Genomic DNA, 20,821 nt, shown 5'->3' with positions numbered 1-20,821 from the left:
CTGTTTGCTTCTTACTGATTTTTATAATAGAGTAAAACGTTTCCGGATCGGAAGGTTCTTGTTTGTGTGAGTTTCAGTTTGGTCCGGTCTTTGATTCCTTGAAAGAGGGTTTTACCTCCGCCTAAAACGACCGGATTTATGAAAATCCTATATTCGTCGATGAGACCTTCCCGCATCAAGTGAAGACTTAGATCCGAACTTCCGAAAACGGCCATGTCCTTTCCGGGAAGATTTTTGAGTTCGTTCAATTCTTCCCCTAGGTTGTCGCCTCGGAAGAATTTTACGTTTTGCCAATCCGATTTATTTAGAGTTTTTGAATATACAATTTTTGTTAATTCGTTCATCTTGGACGCGACGATCGGATCGTCTTCTATCGCGCCTTTGGTCGGCCAGTAACTCGCCATGAGTTCGTATGTTTTTCTCCCGAAAATCAGGGAATCCACGTTGTTCAAAAGGTCGATCGCGTATTGGTTGAATTCTTCGTCGACTAGGTGCCAATCCAAGGTTCCGTCCGGCCCCTCGAAATATCCGTCCACCGATGTCATCATCTGAAAAATGATCTTTCTCATATTCGTTACCGTTTTTCTTTAAGCCTGCATTTTTGCGAGTTCCGCTTCGAGTTTGTCGAAGTTTTGCTCGTTTCCTTGTATCACCACTTTTTTGGATCGTTCGCATTCTTCCGCGGTTTCGAAAAGCATACGGAAGGTCACCTTTGTACGATTAGGCGATTCTTCCTCGAAGATGGTCGTTACGCGGAAAAGATGTCCGGAGATATGATCGAAAACGAGTTTGTCCGGTTTTGAAATTTCCACGAACACGCTGTGGTTCGGATAATCCGTTCCGTCGGGGCCGTGCATCGTAAAACGCCAATTCCCTCCGGGTTTTAGATCGTATTCGTAAAACGTGTTTGTAAATCCTTTCGGTCCCCACCAGTTTTGAAGGTGATTCGGATCGGTCCACGCTTGGAATGTAAGTTCCTTGGACGCGTTTACGACGCGAACGCTGACCACTTCCCGATCGGAAACGGAGGTTAAGGATGGATTCGAATTCGTCATGATCATTCTCCTTTAAATTTCTTGCATATACTTCGGAGCGTTTCCGTTCGGACCGCGCGACGCAAGATCCGAGTTTAGGAATTTTCGATCTCCGTTTATTTTTTTTCCGCGATCGATTTGATGTTTTTCAAACCGGTTTCGAATTCCTTTCCGATCATCTGATCCATGTCGCAGAACAATCCGAATACTTTGGAAACGAACGCGTTCGGTCCGTACATCGCCCAGGTCACGTGAGTCGCTCCGTCCTTTGTGTGAAACGTAAACTCGGCGGTGTTATGCGCTTCGAACGGGGAAAGGAAATCCAATTGCATTTTGATCTTCGAGGGAGAATCGGATTCTATGATTTCCATACGGCCTTTTCCCACGTCGTTGTTTCCTTCCCATTCGTAGATCGAACCGAGACCGACCGACGAACCGCTGTATGTTCTTTTGACCGCGGGATCCAATTTTTCCCAAGGGGACCAAGTGGGCCAGCTATGATAGTCGTTTACCAACGCGAAAACTTTTTCCGGGGACGCTTCGATGCTGAGACTTCTTTCGTAACGGAAAGTCGCCGGTTTTGTGGAAGCGACTGCTAACGTTCCGAGAATAAAAAGAATTAAGACAGCCGCGACGGCCGAGAGGATTGTTTTTAATTTTGACATAAGATTCTCCTAATATACTTTTTAACCTTTTTGTTGGGCGATATACGCGACCAAACGATCCATAGTCTGTTTGAGACCTTCCACGGCTCCGTATTTTTCGACGGTGTCGTTTCGTTGTTCCACGGTTTGGAAGAGCATCGTCATTTCCAGGGTGGTCTTTCCGTTTTGTTCCGAAAAAAGAACGGTGACGTGAAAGTCTCCGGGATGATCCTCCAACTCGGAACCGTGTCTATAAACCAACTTCTCCGGACGGACCACTTCGAGAAAAACGATCAGATTCGGATAATCCGTTCCGTCGGGGCCGTGCATGATAAAACGCCAAACGCCTCCCGGTTTCAGATCGAATTGTTCGAACGTGTTCGTAAAACCGTTCGGTCCCCACCAGTGAATGATATGTTCCGGTTCGGTCCACATCCTGAAGACGAGATCTCTCGGCGCGTCGAAAACCCGAGTCGCGCGGATCTCACGATCCGCGGTGGAGGTATTTGCTTGATTGCTTGCGCTCATCATTGACTCCTGATGTATATTCAATTTTTATGATTGAACGATCGGTTCGAGTTTGTCGAACATTTCGTTCCAACTTGCCTTCGTCATTTCGAAGATCTCGCCTTCGGGAATGCCGGAATGACGAAGGGTGAATTTGGTTTTCCCTTGTTGATCTTCAAAAAGAAGATTCACCAAAAGAAATTCGGGCCAATCGCCTTGCATTCCGTAATGCGAAGCGGGAACCGGATTTCCGTCTTTGTCCGCAAAGCTGTCGGTTTGAACGATCTTTTCCGGTCTTGCGATTTCGCGATATTCTCCGGTGGACCAAAATTCTTGGCCGTCGGGTGCGCGCATACAAAACAGAAATCTTCCTCCGACACGAAAGTCGACCTTACAAACCGGAGTGGTGAAACCGTTCGGCCCCCACCATTGTTTCAGTTGTTCTGGAACGGTCCAAGCGTCGAAGACGATTTCTCGGGGCGCGTTGAAGATTCTCGTAATGACGAGATCCTTGCTGGTTTGATTCGGGTTCGACATTTTAATTCTCCTTAAAGATGCCAGATTCCCTGCAATCTGCGGGACTCGGGACGAAGCGACCAAGACAACGCCACTAGAACGAGCGCGATCAAGGGAGCGATTACATGAAAGGTTTCCATACCGGAAATCGCGTTGGAGATGGAAGCGGAAGTGAGATTGATGACCATACCCGCGTAAGCCCATTCTTTCACGAGAGCAAAGCGAGGAACTGTGATCGCGATCGCGCCGAGAAGTTTCCAAACCCCGAGAATGCTTACGAAGTAAAGAGGGTAGCCGAGTTTGGCCATACCTTCGACGACTTCCGGTCCGCGAGCGAGATACGCATAACCCGCAAAAGCGTAGTTAGCCGCCGTCAGCGCCGTAACGATCCAATAAACGATGTTCTTAATTTTGTCCTGATTCATTATCCGTTTTCCTTTCTTGGTTGAATTGAGTTTCTTTTTGCTGGAGTTCCCGCAAATACTCGTCGAGGCGATCCAATCTCGCTTCCCACATCTGTCGGTATTCGTCGATCCAGTCCGCCACTTCTTTTAAAGGTCCCGCTTCGAGCCGGGACGGCCTCCATTGAGCTTCGCGACCTCGGGAAATGAGTCCTGCCCGTTCCAAAACCTTGAGGTGTTTGGTAATTGCCGGAAGACTCATAGCAAAAGGTTCCGCAAGTTGCTTAACGGTAACTTCTCCATAACGGAGGGTTGCCAGGATTTTGCGACGGGTGGGGTCGGCCAGCGCCGCAAAGGTAAGGCTAAGGTGATCTGTCTCTGCTTCTTGTTGAACCATATGGTTAATTAACCTAAAGGTTAAATTAAACTAGTTCTGAAATCTTGTCAACCCCTTTCGCGCTCAATGATTTCCGGAAATTGGGGGAAAAGGGGAGAATTCCCAAAAATATATCCGAAAAAGTCGGAACGTCTACCTCGAATCCTTTGTTTTTCCGACAAATTATAATTTTATATCAAACGATTGAATTGGATCGACCTTCTGTTGGGACTTCAAATCTTTGGGAAGAAACAAAGATCAAGAGGCAAAGAATGGCGCTTCAATCAAAGGAATTTAGTTATGAGATCCCGGTTCTTTGGAGTCAATGCGATCCAAACGGACATCTAAACGTAGGGAACTTTCAGGTTTTTCTTCACGAGGGGAGAATGGTCGCCTTGGAAGAAGCCGGTTACAGTTATACAAAACTTCGGGAAGAGAATGTCGGTCCGATGATTCTCCGTTCGGAAACCGATTACAAGGCGGAAATCCGTTATCCCGAATCGATACAAGTCGTCACCACCTTCGCGGAATTAGACGGTTCTCGGGTAAAAATCTTTCAGAAACTCGTGCGGAAGTCCGACGGGAAGGTCGCTTGCGATTCCGTATCTTCCTGCATTCTATTCGACTTCGCCAAAAAAAGACCCTGGAAATATCCGGAAGATTTATACAACGGTTTGGGTTTTCGGGAGACCGCATAAACGACTCCGCAAGAACTTGCAGAATTTTGAATATGTATTTCATAGCGCAAAAATCGACGTTGGCTCCGGAATCTCGACTTATAAGACCGGAGTCTCGGATTTTGCTCGCATATTTTGACTGAATTCTTAGGATTCGAATCATGTCCAACCCCCTTTCTTCCGTAGAACCCTGGTCCTTAGTTGCAGAAGGATATACAAGATCCACCAAACAATTCTTAGAGGCTTATTCTTTAAAAGCGATGGAGTTGCTTCGCTTACAACCGGACGCGATCGTTTTAGACGTGGCCGCGGGACCGGGAACTCTTTCGATTCCTCTTTCCAAAAAAGTAAAAGAAGTCCACGCGATCGACTTTTCCGATTTGATGATCGCTCAGTTGAAAAACGGAATCCAACGCGACGGCGTGGAAAACGTTTTTCCTCTTGTGATGGACGGACAAAGATTGGAGTTTGAAGAGAATCGTTTCGACGCGGCTTTCTCCATGTTCGGTTTGATGTTCTTTCCGGACAAACTCAAAGGTTTAAAGGAAATTTTCAGAGTCTTAAAACCCGGCGGAAAAGTTGCGGTTTCCAGTTGGGCTCCGATTTCCAAATCTCCTTTGATGCAATGTTTGTTCGGCGCGCTTCGTACGGCCAATCCGGATATTCCCGTTCCGCAAATGAATATCGCAAGTTTTGAAAATCCGGATTACTTTCGCGATCACTTGAAGTCCGCTGGTTTTCAGGAAATCGAAATTCTTCCTTATGCGAACTCGATGGAGATCAAGGACGTAAGAACGTTTTTGGATTCCATGATCGAAGGCGGCGCGCCGCTTCAATTGATGAAGAATAAGATGGAACCTTCTCTTTGGAACGAAAAGGAAAAGATCATGTTCGAGCATCTAAAAGAGAATTTGAAAAAACTTCCGATTTCGCTTTCTTCCGAAGCTTATATCGCGACGGCTCGTAAGGGATAAAAGAATCGCCTTTTGATTTTTTTTGTATTCAAATATCTTAATTTTCAAATTCGATTTTAGCCTTTTCAAAAACCGCTTAGATTGAGAATGGAACCGCTACTCAATCTTTCGGTTTTCTTTCGAACTTCTTAGATTTTATTCTTCCTTTCTTTCCTTCCAAACGATCGGAACCGAAAACGACTCAAGTATCAGTCCGAAATTTCGGCGTTTTTGTTCGATTCCTTCCGGGATTGCAGTCCTAAATAGTATTGCGTCCTATGTTCATTTCGTATTAAAAATATAAAACGTTATGTCGAAATTCCTGACACAACTTACGAAGACGCTCAAAAGCGAAATCACCGTTTCCCTGATGCAGGGAGCGTTCGGCGTCCTTGCGTTTTGGGTCGTTCTGAGATATTGGATCCGGGACGCGGTCACTCCGGAACCGATCTGGGTGATTCTCAATTTTTTATACACGCTTGCGGTCACCCTCTACAGCAATTTTAGAATGATCACGGGAAGATGGTCCGCGCTTTTGTGGGCCAATCGATCCTTGTTGTTGTCGCTTCCGCTTCCCGCGTTTTACGGATACTTTACGTTTTTAGCTCCTTCGTATTTTCCGGTGATGTTTATCTTCGTCATCAGCATACAACTTCCGGTTTTGGGACTTGCAAGAGGAATCTATCTGACTCTTTGGTTCGTAACGTATTACTTCGTGTTTTTCGGGTTGATGATCGTCTTTCATCCTTCGTATTTTTTGGAAAACTTAAAATCCATCGGAGTGCTTTTCGTCGTGTTCTTTTTTATGCATCTTTGGCTTTTGAGGGCTTCCGAAAGCGTAAAGAAGATGGGGAACCAGCTCACGAGACATCTGGTGGAAACCAAAAAACACAAAAGAAATCTCCATAGAATTCATCGAATCCAAGCCATGGATCTTACTTTGGCGAGAAGATTACAACAAAACGCGCTTCCCGACCTAACGCGCGTTCGGCGGAACGATCTACTTATTTGTGCGAAATATTTTTCCTTGGAAAAAATCGGCGGGGACTTTTACGATATCATCGACTTGGGAAACGGTAAAACCGGATTCTTCATCGCGGACGTTTCCGGTCACGGGGTCGCTTCCGCTTTGGTTACGATGATGACAAAGGTCGCGTTTAGAAATCATTGTCAAGACGCGGAAGATCCGGCCGAACTCTTGGGTCTTGTCAACCGATCCGTTTGCGAAATGTTGGAAAAACAGGATCTGTTCGTGACCGCTTTTTATTGTATTCTCGACGGGGAAGGGAATCTTACGTATTCGAGCGCGGGGCATCAACCCGCTTTGATTTTGAGCGGAAAAGAACCGAAGGTCCGCGAATTGATTTCCAAAAACACGTTCATTCTCGGCGTGGAATCGAATTGGAATTATTCCTCCTCGAAAGATACATTAGAAAAAAATGATAAACTAATGCTTTTTACGGACGGAGTCGTCGAAGCGAAGAACAAGATGGGAAGAAGTTACGGAGAATATCGCTTTTCCGAATTTATATCCGACAACGCCGGCAAAACCGGAGACGTTTTTTTGGAACTTTTGATGTTCGATCTCGAGGAGTTTATGAGCGGAAGAAGTCCGGAAGACGATATAGCGATCCTTTGCGTCGATTATCTCCCGAAAGAATCTCCATAAAAGAAAACTACATTCGATTTTTATTGGATTAGATCCGCGGAAAAACCTCTTCGCATCGTATTTTCCGTGATCGTGACGGGTTCCAAAAAACTTTTGAGATAATCCGGACCGCCCGCCTTGGCTCCCACGCCCGAAAGTTTAAAACCTCCGAAGGGTTGTCTTTCCACGATCGCTCCGGTGATCGCTCGGTTGATGTAGAAATTTCCCGCTTCGATTTTGTCTTTTGCCTCTTCGATATGTTTAGGATTTCTGGAATAAAGCCCCGCCGTTAAAGCGTAATCGGAATCGTTCGCTTTTTCGATCGCTTCCGAAAACGATTTCACCTTAAAAAGAGCGACTAACGGGCCGAAGAATTCCTTCTTGGCAAGATCCCCGTTCCAATCGGTTTCTTCAAACACGGTGGGCGGAACGTAATTTCCTTTGTCTTTGAGGGAACTCGGAATTTCCTTTTGAAAAAGAATGCGGCTTTTGTTTTCTTCGAGAATTTTTTCCAAACGGTTTTTGGATTCTTCGCTGATCACCGGTCCGATCTTTGCGGAAAGAATTTCGGGAGAATCGATCTTTAACGAGGATACGGCGTCCAAAAATCTGGACTTAAAGGTTTCATAGCAAGAATCTAATACAATCAATCTTGAAAGCGCGCTACATTTCTGACCTTGAAATCCGAACGCGGAATGAACCGCTCCTTCTACGGCCATATCCAGATCCGCGTCCCCGTCCACGATGATCGCGTTTTTTCCTCCCATTTCACATAACGCGCGTTTGATGGTTCTCGAACTCGGAGAAACGTTTCCGCATTCCTTGATAATGGAAAGACCCACCTCTTTCGAACCCGTGAAGTTGATTATGGAAACGTCGGGATGTTTTACGATCGCGGCTCCGATCTCTTCTCCCTTGCCCGGTAAAAAGTGAAACACTTCCGGAGGAACTCCCGCCTTGATAAAAAGACGATGAATAAAAAACGCGATCGCCGAGGATTGTTCCGCGGGTTTTAAAAGAACCGCGTTTCCGCAGACCAAAGGAGCCGCGCACATTCCGGTAAGAATGGCCGCCGGAAAATTCCAAGGAGAAATCACTCCCACGATTCCCTTCGGTTTATACGAATACAGATTTTCCTCACCGGGAAGATCCACTCTTTGTCCTTTGAAAATTCTCTCGTATTCGGTCGCGTAGTATCTGCAAAAGTCCACGGCTTCCACGAGATCGGCTTCGGCTTCGGGAATATTCTTACCCGTTTCCAAAAGCATCAAAGAGCAGAGTTCGTTTCTATTTTCGCCAATCAAATCCGCGGTTTTGAGAAGAATGGAAATTCTTTCCCGGGCCGAAGTTTTACTCCAACGAGACAAATGTTCCTTGGAATCGGAAATCGCTTTCGCGAGAATCTTTTCGTCGCTTAACGAAAATCGTGTGACCGTTTCGGAAAGATCGGAAGGATTCTTATGAATTTCCATATTAGAACTTTTGAATTCTTTTCCGGAAACTACGGAAGGGACGGATATAGGAAGTTTGTTCCTCAGATTTTGAACGGATTTGGAAATCCATTCTCGGTTGATTTCTTTCGCAAAATCCCGGACGGGTTCGTTTTTAAATGAGGTCATTCGTGAGTTCCTTCGGGTTCTTTAAAAGATTTTCGTAACCCATTCTTCCCGTTAAAAAGTTTTGTAAAAATCCCTGATTCGACGTGTTTTCCAAAAGTCTCCGCACCAAATACGCCATTCCGGGAAGGATTTCGCCTAACGGAGTGTATTCGCGGATTCTATAACCCAGTTCGGTCAGAACAACTTTGTAGGAATCTCCCATCCCGTACAACATCTGGATTTCGAAATCCCTTTGGGCCAGACCTTTTTGTTCCGCGTGCGCCAAAACGGATGCAAGACTTCGAATATTATGAGATGCGAATGCGGAAAGGATATGCGGAAAAGAATCGATCAGAAGCCGGGAACATTCCTCGTAATTGGAATCGGTTTCCCGTTTTTTTTCGAAAACGGGGATTTCCCATCCTTTTTCTTTCGCTTTGATCACCTCGTATTCCCAATAGGCGCCTTTGACCAATCGGACCGTGATCGGAACCTTTCGATTTTTCGAATATTCTATGATTCTTTTTAAATCATTCTTGGATTCCTTGAGATAAGCCTGGATTACGATCCCGAAATGAGGATAATCCTTGAATTCGTCTTCGAGAAAAATCTCTTCCGCCAAAGACATTAGAATTTCCTTATAATCGTATTGTTCCGCGTCCAGATTGATGAAGAAGTTCTTTTCCCGCGCGAGTCTCAGGATCGGTCTCAATCTTTCCTTCAACGCAAAAACCGAATCCTCTTTTGCCAAAGACGAAATCTGAGAATATAAACTCGAACATTTCACGGAAACGTTTACGATCGGACAAAAACCGTAGCTCGTTTTTTCCGAATCGGAAAACGAATCCAAATTGTTCAACGCGTCCAGATATTGTTTCTGATAGTGAAGCGCTTCCTTTTCGGAAAGGGCCGCTTCTCCCAAAATGTCGAGCGTAAACACTCTTCCTTTTTTGCGGATGGCTTGAAGTCTGGGTTTTGCCTCTTTGAAATTTCTACCCGCGATAAAATTTTTGGACGTGTTTAAGATCAGAAAGCGGACGAGATTTCCCGCAAGATACGAAAAGGGGAATAGGGCGAATCCGATTTTCAAAAACGGTCTTAACCAAAACGGAATCTCGGTTTTACTTTCGAGCAGATATAAATTTAAATGATCCGTGATATCCTTTGCGGAACGCAACGATGGCAATACGTCGACGAAACGGAATAATTCTATCTTGAGTTTCGGAAAACGAAATGATAAGCGAAGTAGATGTTTGATCCAAAAATGTTTGGAGAAATATTTCGAGGATCGTTTTTCGTTTTCACGAAAGATGTTGAGTCCGATCCGGGTCGTCTCCGATTCCGCACTTTCGGACGCAATTGTAATCATCTTGTGATTCCTCCGAAATATCAGAAAAATGGAATGCGGCTGTTTGAAATTTATCTCAGGCCGTAAATTCTATAATTTTATGATCCCAAAAAAGAATTAAAATGAAAACTATAAAATCTCCGGCCTATGTAAATTCTCGGTGACAACTTATTTCGATTCTTTCCAACGTTCCGCAAATTGAATTCTTTGCAGAGTGGTCGGATGCGAATGATAGTAAAAAATCTCGCTCGGATGAGGATTGAGTCTTCCTTGATTGTCCTTTGCCATTTTGATTTCCGTGGAGATAAACGACTTTTTATCTCCGGTAAGAATCAAAGCTTCCAGATCGGCTTCGGTTTCCTGGTAACGGCTTAAAGAACTCCAAACGGGTCTTGTCAAAGATCCGAACAGGGACAACAGTAAAAACAAAAAGGGCAATGTAGAGGGAGAATACAATTCGCGTAACGAAATCGATCCTTCCTTTTTGAATTTTTGAAATAAATAACCAAGAAGAAAACACAACAACAGGGTTTCGATCGTGCTGATCGCAATGTCCTTGATCTGATGATTGTGAGTCCAATGTCCGATCTCGTGACCGAGTACGCTTATGATTTCCTCTTCGGTATGATTTTGTATGAGAGTATCGTAAAGAAATATCTTTCTGTTTTGTCCCCAACCCGTAAAATACGCGTTCGTATGACCCGAGTATTTGCTTTCGTTGATGACGTATACGTTTTCGACTTGGATCTGAGCGCGATCACAGAGAGAGATGATCTTTTGTTTCAGACTTCCTTCTTCGATCGGTTTGTATTCGTAGAACAAAGGAGTGATCACGATCGGAAACAGGATCGAAATCAAAAGACCCAAGATCAGAGTCGCGACCGGAACCAGAACTTTCCAAGCCCTTTCAAATTTTTTCAAAAGAAACGCGACGCCTAAAACCGCGACGCTACCGCCGACGATTCCGATGCCGAGTCCCTTGGCGGTATAAATCACCCAATCCAAAAACGTCATCTTGGAGAATCCGAATTTGTGTTCCAGAACGAAACCGAAGTAGTATTGAAACGGAATGGAAACGAAAAATTGAATCGCGCTAAAGACGAAAAAGAAAAACAAAACCGTAAGATAAAATTGATTTTTCGTTTTTCTTTCGATCCATTCCTCCAGACGAACCGCGAGAGGGGAGAATACGAAAAGACCGGCGACCACGAAATCGATCAGATCGGAAAGAACCGAAGCGAAAAAACCGCTCCTTGCGTATTCGATTCCTTTGACGACGTCGTCTTCCGTAAAATACTTTAGAATTTGCTCATGTAATTGCGGAGAATCGTCCCCTTGATACGAAAGAAATTTCATCGTCAACGTGAACAGGATTTGGAATACGTAAAAGATAAACAGAACGGTTTTGAGTTTCATTTTTAATCCGAAGAATTTTGACTGAGCGATTTTGTTTCGTCCGAGCCGGTCCGGTCAAGCCTATTTCGAATCTTATCTTCGATCCCCGGGCGGCGGAGGAGGAAGAGCTTCCTTACATTTTGCGGATAACTCGGCTTCGTGAGATTTCAAACAACGCATCGGACCTCCATTCTCCCTTGTGGCATCCTTACAGAATTTTTCCTCGTCGCTCGCACAAGCCTGTTTCATCGCGTGATGTCTTGCTTCTCTTTCTGCGAGTTGTGTTTTGCAAGCCGCGGAAAGTTTCGATTCATTCTCCTTCAAACAACGATGACCTTCCGGTCCGGGACGAAAATCCCTACAATAGGTTTCTCTTTCGGTTCTGCACGCGTCGTTCGGAGGACCGCCCGAGGGTTGTGCGTAGGTCGCGGTCAAAAGAGGAAGGAAACAAATTCCCAAGATAAAAGTTTTTAAGATCGATTTCATTCGATGCTCCTAAGTCGATTCGACGGTTTCTCGTTTCGAATCGATACGCGTTGGACCTGTTTCCCGCGGATCGGGTTTCCGGAATTCATACTGAAAATTCTTTACAAGAACGGGTTCTTCCGTTAATACGAAGTGAAAGATCATGTCGAACACTCAAATTCAAGAAAGAATCTGGCCCGCAAAAGAAATCGTAGAGGATCTTTCCGAACTACGAAAACATTCTCCGTTAACACATGTGATCACGAACATCGTCGTAACCAATTGGACCGCGAACGTTTTACTCGCGATCGGGGCTTCGCCCGCGATGGTGATCGCGGAAGAAGAGGTGGAAGACTTTGCGAAGATCGCTAGCGCTTTGTTGATCAACGTCGGCACGGTAACTTCCGTCGACGCAAAGGCGATGAAGATCGCGGCGGCTTCGGCTCGGAAAGCGGGAACGCCTTGGGTGATCGATCCGGTCGCCGCGGGTGCGCTTCGTTTCAGAACGGATATCGTTCGAGAACTTTTGGAATTCAAACCCGCTGTTATTCGAGGAAACGCTTCCGAAATACTTGCGTTAGCCGGAACCGTGGGCGGTGGGAAAGGAGTGGATTCCACGGCGAGTTCTTTACAAGCCATTCCTTACGCAAAGGAGCTTTCCGAAAAAACGGGCGCGATCGTCGCCGTAAGCGGGGAAGTCGATTATGTAACGGACGGGAAACAAATTATTTCAGTTCCGGGCGGAGATCCGATCATGACCAAGGTTACCGGAGTCGGTTGCTCCTTGGGTGCGCTGATCGCTTCCTTTTTAGGCGTACAAAAGGATCCGTTACGCGCATCCGTGTCCGCTTCCGCCGTATTCGCGATTGCAGGTTCCCAAGCCGCAAAGGAATCTAACGGTACCGGAAGTTTTGCCGTGAATTTTCTGGATCGACTGACTCGACTTTCAGAACAACAATAAGTAATTTCCAATTGAACGAAAAACATTTGTAATTTCAAAGAGGATTTCGAATATGTTCCCGTCCTTGATTCGATCATTCGACTCGAATCGAACGAAATTTGAAAATGTTTTTCGAAAGACTCGATCGAATTTACGGAAGAAGGGATTATCTCACCCGCAACAAGGCCCGTCATCTTTACGTGATGGATCTGATCATCTTTTTCGTATCGCTCGTCGCTTGTTTGATGTACATTCGACAAGGAATTCGATTCGGATTTTTGGTTTTCGGAATTTCTTCCCTCGTTTCGATCGCCTTATTGCTGTTAGGCCGCCTGAACTACGCGATCAAAGCCATTCTATATCTGACCCTGATCGCTTGGACGATCGGTCTTCAGTTCGGAATGAAGAACGGGAACATCTTCTTTTCGATGGCCACGATCATCATCATGTTTCTTCACTTCGCGGAGATCCGTCAAACCGTCGCAGTTTCCGTATATTCGGGAACTCTAATGTCGATCCGATTGTATCAAGCGTATACGCAGGGAGAAGTGTCGTCCGCGTTTATCGTGGACACGATTTTAAAGCTGATTCTTTTTTGTACGATCGCGATCATCACGGTTCGGGTTTTGACGAGCCACGCGCGCGAAAAGGAAATTTTTATCCGTGAAATCCATCACAGGGTTAAGAATAATCTTCAGATCCTGAGCGGTTTTGCGAATCTGCATCAATCTTCCAAGGGAGAATCCGATCTCCAACAGATCGAAAAATTCAACGAAAGAATTCTTATGTTGTCGAGAATTCACGACGCGATCTACAAAACGGAAACGAACTACGAGGTGGATTTAAACGCCGTTTTGGAGGAGATTATCCGTTTGATTTCGTTTCAATCCTCTTCGCATAAGATAGAATTGAACGTAAGCGAGAACGGCGCTCCGTTGAGTATAGAAATTTCGGTTCCATTTGCAATGATCGTCTGCGAACTTTTGAACAACGCACTCCGGCATTCTTCCCCAAAACATAAGGAATCCATAATACTTGTTGAGTTGAAATTCTCCGAAAATCGTTATACGTTGACCGTTGCGGATACGGGCCCGGGGATCGCGAAAAATTCCACTTGGTCGCAACCGAAAACGGCGGGGTTCACTTTGATTTCCGTGATGGTTCAACAGTTGAAGGGGACCTTTCGTTTCGAATCGAACGGAACCGGATCCAAGGCGATCTTGGAATTTTCCGATCAGGATACGTTTGCCAGTCTTCTTAATTAAAAAGGGAGAATCGATTTGAAACTTTCGGAGATCGCCGCACTCAGATTATTCTCTCATCGGATTTCCAAGATCGAAAATAAAAATCCCGCCGAGGTGGTCGCATGGCTCGGAGCGATACAAGGTCAGGATTATTTCGGATCGAAGTGGTCGATCGGACTTCGCTTAACAAATTCCAGAGACGATGAAATCGAAAAGGCGATTTCCCAAAAAAGAATCGTTCGTTCCTGGCCCTTGCGGGGCACGTTGCATTTCACGGAAGCCAAAGACTTACGATGGATGTTGGAGTTGCTCGGTCCGAAGCTCGTTCGTAACAACGCGAAACGATACCAGGAGTTGGAACTCGATTCTTCCCTATTCAAAAAATGCAATCGATTGATGATCCAAGAATTAAAGGGAAACAAAAGTCTGACTCGGGAAGAATTGACCGATCTGTTTTCCAAAGCGGGAATCGACGCGACCAAAAATCGTTTGTCCTTTATTCTTCAGAGAGCGGGTTTGGATCAGATTCTTTGTTTCGGCGAAAGAAGAGAAAAGGAATTCACTTACGTTTTGTTCGACGAATGGCTCGTTAAAACGAAAGCCGAAACGAAAACCGACGAAGAAGCCTTAAACGAATTGGCGATGCGATTCTTCCGAAGCAGAGGACCTGCTACGATCTTTGACTTTATCTGGTGGTCGGGTTTAAGCGCAAGCGACGCGAAGAAAGCCTTGGACGGCGTTTCATCCAGGTTGAAAAGCGAAGTAGTCGAAGAGAAAACGTATTGGATGCCGAAGAATCTGCAAGACTCCGCTTTGGACAATTCCACAAAAGACGACGTTTATCTTTTACCCGGTTTCGACGAATTCTTACTCGGATATACGGATCGAGGAGCTTCGATCGATGTCGCTTATCAAAAACGAATGATTCCCGCCAACGGAGTTTTCAGCGCTACGATCGTGGTCGCGGGAAAGGTGATCGGAACCTGGAAAAGAACATTCAAAAAAGATCATATACTGATCGAGATTTCACCGTTTGTCAAACCGAACGGAAAGATCAAAGACGGAATCGTCGAAGCCGCTGAAAGATATTCTTCCTTTTTGGAACTTCCCCCGAAGATCGTTTTTTGAGCGGATTTGATTGCAAAAAATTTCAAATCGAGATGCAAAAAATATGTTGACCGGTCTATTTATATCGTGTCCCTGAGGCCTATGGGTGAAAAAGGAGCTACGTCGAAGGAGAAAATGGTTCGCGCCATGGCATTCTCCTTGGAAACAAAAGGTTATAACGGAACCGGGTTGAACGACATCGTTGAATCCTCCGGTTCCCCGAAGGGTTCGATCTATTTTCATTTTCCGGGCGGAAAGGAAGATCTCGCGGCGGAAGCGATCACAACTTCGGGAAGAGCGATGGGTGCGATGTTGGGCTCTTTGTTGTCGTCTTCCCGATCCGCTTCGAGTGCGATCGTTTCCATCTTCAAGGCATTGGAGAACAAACTCGTTGGAACCGATTACAGCCAAGGTTGCCCCGTCGCAACAACGGCATCCGAAACGGTTTCCAAAGGAAACCCGGTCAACGAAGCCTGCAGAAATATTTTTGGAGAATGGAATCAAGGACTGGAAACTTTTTTTATCGGTAAGGGCTGGGATAAGAAAGAGGCGGCAGTGTTATCCACTTCGATTCTTTGTCTTTTGGAAGGCGCGATTCTTCTTTCCAGAACCCGTCAAGATCCGGAACCTTTGCGATCCGCTTCCAAAACCGCGAAAATTTTAGTGCAACAAGGGGAAAAGAATTTATGAAATATCCGTGGATCACATTGGGTGTGTTGGGAGTTTTATCGATCGGATTGGTATATTCATTAGGATATCCTAAATTAGAGATTCAGAATGATGTGGAAGTTGCAGAGCCGCGTCTTTCGAATTTTCGAAATCCGGGCGTTCGTTTTACGTTGATTCGAACCGCAAACGCGGGAACCTCGGAGGCTTTTTTGTTCGAGGGAGGAAATCTTCTCAAAAAAAGAATCGTCGCGCATTCCGCTCTGCTTGTGGAACATCCGAAGGGAAAGTTCTTGTTTGATACGGGACTCGGAACCGATATCCGGGAACAATTCGCGTTAAAGCCGATTCATCTAAAAATTCTGATGGCTTATACGGATCATGTTCCTGCAATTGAGGTTTTACAAAAAGCGGGTTACGATCCGAAACAGATCGGCAAAGTTTATCTTTCCCATATGCACTGGGATCACGCGAGCGGCATCAAGGATTTTCCTTGGGCGAAAATTATAACCACAAAAGAAGAACGAGACGCCGCGATCAAGTCCGACTCAAGACACGGATACATTCAAAGGCAGTTCGACGGTGATCGGATTCTTTGGGAGAATATTTCTTTCGACGACGTTCCCTACGAATCGTATTCGAAAAGTTTGGATCTATTCGGCGACGGTAGTATCGTTTTCGTTCCGATGGAAGGACACGGAGGAGGTTCGATCGGGTTGTTCGTCAATCTATCGAAGGAAAAAAGATATTTCTTTACGGGAGATATTTCCTGGTCCAAGGAAGGTTTTTTGATTCCCGCGCACAAACCGAGACTTTCCAGGAGAATCGCGGACGCTCATCCGGAAGAGCTCGGAAAAGAATTGAGTCGCGTTCATAAACTCGTTTCTAAAAAACCGGAGATTCATTTGATTCCTTCTCATGATTCGATCGCGCAGGAATCCCTTTCTCATTTTCCGAATTGGAACGAATGAATCCGCTTCGGCGATAAATTCTTCTTGCATAAGACGCGCCCGAGGTTAGGATCGTGCGCGTTTTTCATTCGAGCTGGAAAGGATCGAAGCATGAAGTATGAATGTCTCGTTACGGAGTTAAGGGAAACGATTCTGATCGTAACCCTCAATCGTCCCGAAAAATCCAACGCGTTGAACGTTAAGATCCGGGACGAACTTGAGACCGTATTCAACTCAAGCGCCAAAGACGATTCCGTAAAGGCGATCGTTCTCCATTCTTCCGGTAAACATTTTTCAAGCGGTTACGATCTGGGAGAGGTCGTTCGAACCGATATGGAATCCTTTCGTCATAGAATATTAGAATATCATTATGCACTCTACGGATTTCCGAAACCGGTAGTCACGGTTCTGAAGGGTTTTGCTTCGGCGGGCGGCTTTGATCTCGCTCTTTGCGGCGATTATATCGTTTCCGAAAAGAAGGCGATTTTGTTTCGTCCCGAAATTCGTTTCGGAGGTCCTCCTCTCATCACAACTCTTGCAAGAAAAGTCGGTCCTTCCAAGGCGTTGAGTCTTACGTTAAAGGGAGATCCGATCCGTTCTTCACAAGCCTTAAGTTTGGGAATCGTGGACGAAATCTATGAGAAGGAAAACGTTTTGGAACACGCGGTTCAAGTCGCTTCCAAACTTTCACAGTGGGATTTGAATCTGTTATCCGTCCTAAAAGGGATCGCTAACAATTATTTCACGGGCGACTTATACGAAAATTTAAAGAATGAATTCGACGAGTTTGCGGCCGTTTTAGACGATCCGAAATTTTTTGAGAGGGTGCGTAGTTATGCCGGAACGATTCAACAATAAGATCGATTGGAAAAAAAAATCCGCTCGTTACGTTCTCGTTTTGTCGATTTGGATTCTTACCGTTTCGGTCCAAGCAATTCCAAGTCTTGAATATCTGGAATATTATCCTAAGGATTACGATAAGAACAAGGGCGTTCTTGTGATCGTTCACAGCAAGGCTTATGATTGGGACAATTATCTTCGTTTCGGAAAACCGATCGCCGATAAACTGAACGTTCCGATGGTCATTCCGATTTTTAAAAAAGAACTCTGGGACGATTACGCCACGGTGATCAACGGAGATCAAAGAGGGGATTTGTTTCTTCGCGAGATCCTTAAAAAAGTAAAATCGGAACACGAACTTAATACCGATCGTCTTTATTTTTACGGCCATTCGGGCGGAGCTCAATTCACACATCGTTATATTCTAATGTACGGTCCTCAGGTTCAAAGAGCGTTTATATCGGCGCCGGGTTGGTATACGTTTCCCGATGGCGAAAGAAATTTTCCGAGCGGTATTAAAAGGAAGAAGGACTTTCCGGAAAACGTTTCTTTGGAGTTTAAGAATTTTTGCAAAACTCCGATCAGCGTCACCGTCGGCGAGTTGGATACGGTCGATCCCGCGATTCCAAAAGACGGTTCGTTCGGTAAGAATCGTCTCGAGCTTTCTAAGAACTGGGTTGTCGCATTGAACAATACGCTCAAAAAAGAATGTCCGAACGTTCCCGAGGTTCCCTTATTCGTCACTCCGAATCAAGGGCATTCCGGTTCTAGCAATTCTGCTCAAAGGGAAAGAGTGATCGAGTTTTTGAATCAGTGATTTTAAAACCCTCACTTCGTTTCGCCGAACGATAAAACGTTCGTGGGACAGTTGACTACACAAGCGGAACAACGAACACACTGAACGTTGTCCATCGGAAGCCCCTTGTTCGCGTAGCTCATGACATCGATACCTTGGTGACAGACCTTGGTGCAGATATTGCAGGAGATACAACGTTTCTTTTCGGAGAAAATTCGGAACTTGCTAAATCTTGCATATATATGCATCAGAGCGGAAAGAGGACAGAAGAATCTGCACCAAACTCGACCGCTCAAAAAGAAATAAGCGCCTACGCCTACGACACCCGCTAACAACAAGTCTACGACCACGTCGTAAATCTTTTTGCCCCCGTCGCCGATACTTCCCAAGACGTGCGTGAAAGGGAGCCAAGAGGATAAAAAGATTTCGCTCAGCTTTAGAAGAGTGATGATCGTGGCGAACAAAAGAATCCACTGACCTGCGTTTTCCAAACGATTGGCGAATTTTCCGTGGGGCATTTTGGTTCTTGTTTCGTCTCCGAGAGTTTCCGCAAGTCCGCCGCAGGAACAAATCCAGCCGCAATAAGCGCCTTTGCCGAAACGATAGACTAAAAACGGAATTACGACGAAGGTTTGTAGAATTCCGTAGATCAGCCAAAAGGAAGTGATTCCCGTGTTGTAAAAGATTCCCATGTTCAAGGGCCAAGCGAGAATAAAACCGTACGCGTTCCAATACGCGCCGTACGGAAACACTTGAGTCAATAAAAACCCATTCGGATTTCCTAATAAACCGTTTTGACCGAGAAACGGAAGAATGATTTCCGGCAATAAAAACAACGGAAAAATCTGGATTAAGATCAAGGTCCAGGTTTGAGTTCGGATATAACGAGTCGGTCTCGCTTTCATTCTTCTTAAACCGAAGGTGAGAATGGTGAGCGAATACAACAGCGTATAATGAAAGCCGGGTTGTTTTCCGAAAACGTGAAAGTCCAAGTATTTGCTTCCCACGTAAACCGAACAAAAATAAACCGAAGCGAACAATATATAAGAATTTTTGAATACATTCCAGGAGTTTGAAAAGATCTCTTTTCTGTTTTTCAACAAACGAAATAAGATCCCCGTTCCGAGAATCGCAAACCCGATCAGAGAAATCGAAGCGATCCACGCGTAGAAAGAATTTCCGTAAAAGGACGCCTTTCCGAAATAAACCACGTTCGCAAAAAGAATCATCGCCGCAAATCCGATCCAATCCCAAATTCGTTTTTGATTTTGAATCCGAAGGCCGATTCTTTTTAGAAATTCGATCGGCGCGCTTGAACCGATTTGAACGAGAACGCTCGTGTTTTGAATGTTTCGAACGTCCTGCGAACCTTTTTCCCGATTTGCGGAATCGGTTTTTTTCAAACGAGCTTCCCGGTTCGAAATTTCCTCCAAAACGGTTTCGTTTAAGAATTCGATTTTTCCGGATTCGACTAAGGTTTCGAACTTTTGTTTGTTATCCGACTTGGGGCGAACGAGTTCTTTTCCGCGATAAGAAAGTTGAACCGAGTCCGCATAATCACTGATCGCGATCGCCGCTTCCACTGCGGAATCTCCGCCGCCCACTACGAGCACCTTTTCGTTTTCAAAATCTTTCGGGTCGATCAAACGATGAAATACTTTCGGTAATTCTTCGCCGGGAACTTGGAGGTTTCTTGCGTCTCCGCTTTTTCCCAACGCGAGAATCAATTCTTTCGTTCGAAACGTTCCGCCGTTTTCGGTGAAGATCGTAAAACCGAAATTCTCCTTTTGCACACGAATCACGTTCGTTTTTGTTTGAATCGGAAGTTTCCATTTTGCAAGAGCGTTCTGCAGATCTTTTAAAAGACTTTCTTTGGTTCCGTTTTGAATCGGAATTTCCGATTCGATCTTTAGATCCTCCGGTTCGGCAAAGATCGGCTTTGCTTTCGGGTAACTTTTCACCGTATGAAACGGATCATTGGCTTCTAATATAATAAAATTGTAATTTAGTTTTTTACACTCGATTCCCGCGGAGACTCCGGCCGGGCCCGCGCCCACGATCAAGACGTCGTAAACGGAAGAATCTTTCGTTTCGTCTTTGGAATTGCGTTTTCCATTCTCCCTTTCGATTTCTTTTACTACCTTGGTTCCGCTTTCCACGGCGAATTTCAAAAGAGGAAGTCCGGTAAGATCTCCGATGACTCGAATCCCCGGAACGGAACTTTCGTAGGTTTCGGAAACTTCCGGATAAATTTCAACGGCGCCTTCGGGGGCGTTGTTGTGAAGCCAGGAAAAGTAACGCGAAACGAACGGGATTTGTATGCTCATGATTTTTCCTATTTCGGGTCTCGATTTCGCATTCGATTTTCGATCCCGGATCCTTTGATTCTACAGGATCGATTCTTCGGTTTCAATTCGGTTTTCGGGTTTAAAAAGTTACAAATCCTTTTTCGGAAGGGAAGAGAAGGCTTTCGATAAAATTTAGAAAATTCTAATATCCTTTGGATTTTGCACAAAACGTTGATCGGGGTTAAAAAACGATTTCAAGAAACTCCCTTTTTTGGAAGTCAACGAATTTTATCACGTTAAACTTTGTCGGAACAATTAAAAACGAAGTCGAAAACGGGTTTGACAACCGAGAATGGGACGAAACCAAAAACGGTCGTGAAATCAATTCGTATATATTCAAAAAATTGAATGTATTAAACCGAAGAGAA

22 protein-coding genes are annotated in these 20,821 nt (G+C 45.1%); 10 read left to right on the top strand and 12 right to left on the bottom strand.

Annotated features, from left to right (window positions below; all coding sequences use genetic code 11):
- Positions 1–11 precede the first annotated feature (11 nt).
- The 7 genes from LEP1GSC052_RS10795 to LEP1GSC052_RS10765 form a co-directional block, all read right to left on the bottom strand.
- Positions 12–545: a dihydrofolate reductase family protein gene (locus tag LEP1GSC052_RS10795; protein WP_425268409.1), complete on the bottom strand. Its 534-nt coding sequence runs from the start codon at positions 543–545 to the stop codon at positions 12–14.
- Positions 546–587: 42 nt separating this feature from the next.
- Positions 588–1,055, bottom strand: a complete 468-nt coding sequence (locus tag LEP1GSC052_RS10790) for an SRPBCC family protein (protein WP_020986325.1) — start codon at positions 1,053–1,055, stop codon at positions 588–590.
- Between the two features lie 95 nt (positions 1,056–1,150).
- A complete protein-coding gene (locus LEP1GSC052_RS10785) occupies positions 1,151–1,699 on the bottom strand; it encodes an SRPBCC family protein (RefSeq protein WP_020986608.1) in 549 nt (182 codons plus the stop codon).
- A 21-nt stretch (positions 1,700–1,720) separates the two neighbouring features.
- A complete protein-coding gene (locus tag LEP1GSC052_RS10780; protein ID WP_010575809.1) occupies positions 1,721–2,206 on the bottom strand; it encodes an SRPBCC family protein in 486 nt (161 codons plus the stop codon).
- A 27-nt stretch (positions 2,207–2,233) separates the two neighbouring features.
- Positions 2,234–2,722 (bottom strand): SRPBCC family protein, encoded by a 489-nt coding sequence (locus LEP1GSC052_RS10775; RefSeq protein WP_010575808.1) that lies wholly within the window; start codon positions 2,720–2,722, stop codon positions 2,234–2,236.
- 11 nt (positions 2,723–2,733) lie between these two features.
- A complete protein-coding gene (locus LEP1GSC052_RS10770) occupies positions 2,734–3,126 on the bottom strand; it encodes a DoxX family protein (RefSeq protein WP_010575807.1) in 393 nt (130 codons plus the stop codon).
- Positions 3,107–3,499: an ArsR/SmtB family transcription factor gene (locus tag LEP1GSC052_RS10765; RefSeq protein WP_010575806.1), complete on the bottom strand. Its 393-nt coding sequence runs from the start codon at positions 3,497–3,499 to the stop codon at positions 3,107–3,109. Before LEP1GSC052_RS10765 ends, LEP1GSC052_RS10770 begins: the two co-directional genes overlap by 20 nt.
- A gap of 251 nt (positions 3,500–3,750) precedes the next feature.
- Between LEP1GSC052_RS10765 and LEP1GSC052_RS10760 the strand changes: the two genes are divergently transcribed.
- The 3 genes from LEP1GSC052_RS10760 (at position 3,751) to LEP1GSC052_RS10750 (ending at position 6,777) form a co-directional block, all read left to right on the top strand.
- On the top strand, positions 3,751–4,176 hold the full coding sequence (locus LEP1GSC052_RS10760) for an acyl-CoA thioesterase (RefSeq protein ID WP_040913479.1): 426 nt from the start codon (positions 3,751–3,753) through the stop codon (positions 4,174–4,176).
- Positions 4,177–4,316: 140 nt separating this feature from the next.
- A complete protein-coding gene (locus LEP1GSC052_RS10755) occupies positions 4,317–5,129 on the top strand; it encodes a class I SAM-dependent methyltransferase (RefSeq protein WP_010575804.1) in 813 nt (270 codons plus the stop codon).
- A 289-nt stretch (positions 5,130–5,418) separates the two neighbouring features.
- Positions 5,419–6,777 carry a PP2C family protein-serine/threonine phosphatase gene (locus LEP1GSC052_RS10750; protein WP_010575803.1) on the top strand — a complete coding sequence of 453 codons (1,359 nt, stop codon included), beginning with the start codon at positions 5,419–5,421 and terminating at the stop codon, positions 6,775–6,777.
- Between the two features lie 20 nt (positions 6,778–6,797).
- Here the strand turns inward: LEP1GSC052_RS10750 and LEP1GSC052_RS10745 are convergent, their stop codons facing one another.
- The 4 genes from LEP1GSC052_RS10745 to LEP1GSC052_RS10730 form a co-directional block, all read right to left on the bottom strand.
- Positions 6,798–8,375: an aldehyde dehydrogenase family protein gene (locus tag LEP1GSC052_RS10745; RefSeq protein ID WP_010575802.1), complete on the bottom strand. Its 1,578-nt coding sequence runs from the start codon at positions 8,373–8,375 to the stop codon at positions 6,798–6,800.
- Entirely contained in the window at positions 8,362–9,723 is a 1,362-nt protein-coding gene (locus LEP1GSC052_RS10740) for a proline dehydrogenase family protein (RefSeq protein WP_010575801.1), read from the bottom strand. Before LEP1GSC052_RS10740 ends, LEP1GSC052_RS10745 begins: the two co-directional genes overlap by 14 nt.
- A gap of 147 nt (positions 9,724–9,870) precedes the next feature.
- Positions 9,871–11,118 carry a M48 family metallopeptidase gene (locus tag LEP1GSC052_RS10735; protein ID WP_010575800.1) on the bottom strand — a complete coding sequence of 416 codons (1,248 nt, stop codon included), beginning with the start codon at positions 11,116–11,118 and terminating at the stop codon, positions 9,871–9,873.
- A gap of 72 nt (positions 11,119–11,190) precedes the next feature.
- Positions 11,191–11,583, bottom strand: a complete 393-nt coding sequence (locus LEP1GSC052_RS10730; protein ID WP_010575799.1) for a hypothetical protein — start codon at positions 11,581–11,583, stop codon at positions 11,191–11,193.
- A 142-nt stretch (positions 11,584–11,725) separates the two neighbouring features.
- Between LEP1GSC052_RS10730 and thiM the strand changes: the two genes are divergently transcribed.
- The 7 genes from thiM to LEP1GSC052_RS20710 all read left to right on the top strand — a co-directional run bounded on the left by thiM (position 11,726) and on the right by LEP1GSC052_RS20710 (position 18,126).
- Positions 11,726–12,523 carry a hydroxyethylthiazole kinase gene (gene thiM / locus LEP1GSC052_RS10725; protein WP_010575798.1) on the top strand — a complete coding sequence of 266 codons (798 nt, stop codon included), beginning with the start codon at positions 11,726–11,728 and terminating at the stop codon, positions 12,521–12,523.
- Positions 12,524–12,627: 104 nt separating this feature from the next.
- Complete coding sequence (locus tag LEP1GSC052_RS10720) at positions 12,628–13,767, top strand: sensor histidine kinase (protein ID WP_010575797.1); 1,140 nt, start codon at positions 12,628–12,630, stop codon at positions 13,765–13,767.
- A gap of 15 nt (positions 13,768–13,782) precedes the next feature.
- Entirely contained in the window at positions 13,783–14,874 is a 1,092-nt protein-coding gene (locus LEP1GSC052_RS10715) for a winged helix DNA-binding domain-containing protein (protein WP_010575796.1), read from the top strand.
- A gap of 126 nt (positions 14,875–15,000) precedes the next feature.
- Entirely contained in the window at positions 15,001–15,543 is a 543-nt protein-coding gene (locus LEP1GSC052_RS10710) for a TetR/AcrR family transcriptional regulator (RefSeq protein ID WP_244265280.1), read from the top strand.
- Entirely contained in the window at positions 15,540–16,490 is a 951-nt protein-coding gene (locus tag LEP1GSC052_RS10705; RefSeq protein ID WP_010575794.1) for an MBL fold metallo-hydrolase, read from the top strand. Before LEP1GSC052_RS10710 ends, LEP1GSC052_RS10705 begins: the two co-directional genes overlap by 4 nt.
- Before the next feature lie 90 nt (positions 16,491–16,580).
- Positions 16,581–17,327, top strand: coding sequence for an enoyl-CoA hydratase/isomerase family protein (locus LEP1GSC052_RS10700; protein ID WP_010575793.1), 747 nt, complete (start codon positions 16,581–16,583; stop codon positions 17,325–17,327).
- Complete coding sequence (locus LEP1GSC052_RS20710; RefSeq protein ID WP_020985850.1) at positions 17,305–18,126, top strand: alpha/beta hydrolase family protein; 822 nt, start codon at positions 17,305–17,307, stop codon at positions 18,124–18,126. Before LEP1GSC052_RS10700 ends, LEP1GSC052_RS20710 begins: the two co-directional genes overlap by 23 nt.
- Positions 18,127–18,137: 11 nt before the next feature.
- Here LEP1GSC052_RS20710 and LEP1GSC052_RS10690 read toward each other — a convergent pair whose 3' ends face one another.
- A complete protein-coding gene (locus tag LEP1GSC052_RS10690) occupies positions 18,138–20,432 on the bottom strand; it encodes an NAD(P)-binding domain-containing protein (protein WP_010575791.1) in 2,295 nt (764 codons plus the stop codon).
- Between the last annotated feature and the right edge of the window lie 389 nt (positions 20,433–20,821).

The organism is Leptospira kmetyi serovar Malaysia str. Bejo-Iso9 (genome assembly GCF_000243735.2).
In the GTDB taxonomy this organism is placed as follows: Bacteria; Spirochaetota; Leptospiria; order Leptospirales; family Leptospiraceae; genus Leptospira; species Leptospira kmetyi.
The sequence above is the reverse complement of the archived record's forward strand: the minus strand, read 5'-3'. Positions and strand labels throughout refer to the sequence as shown.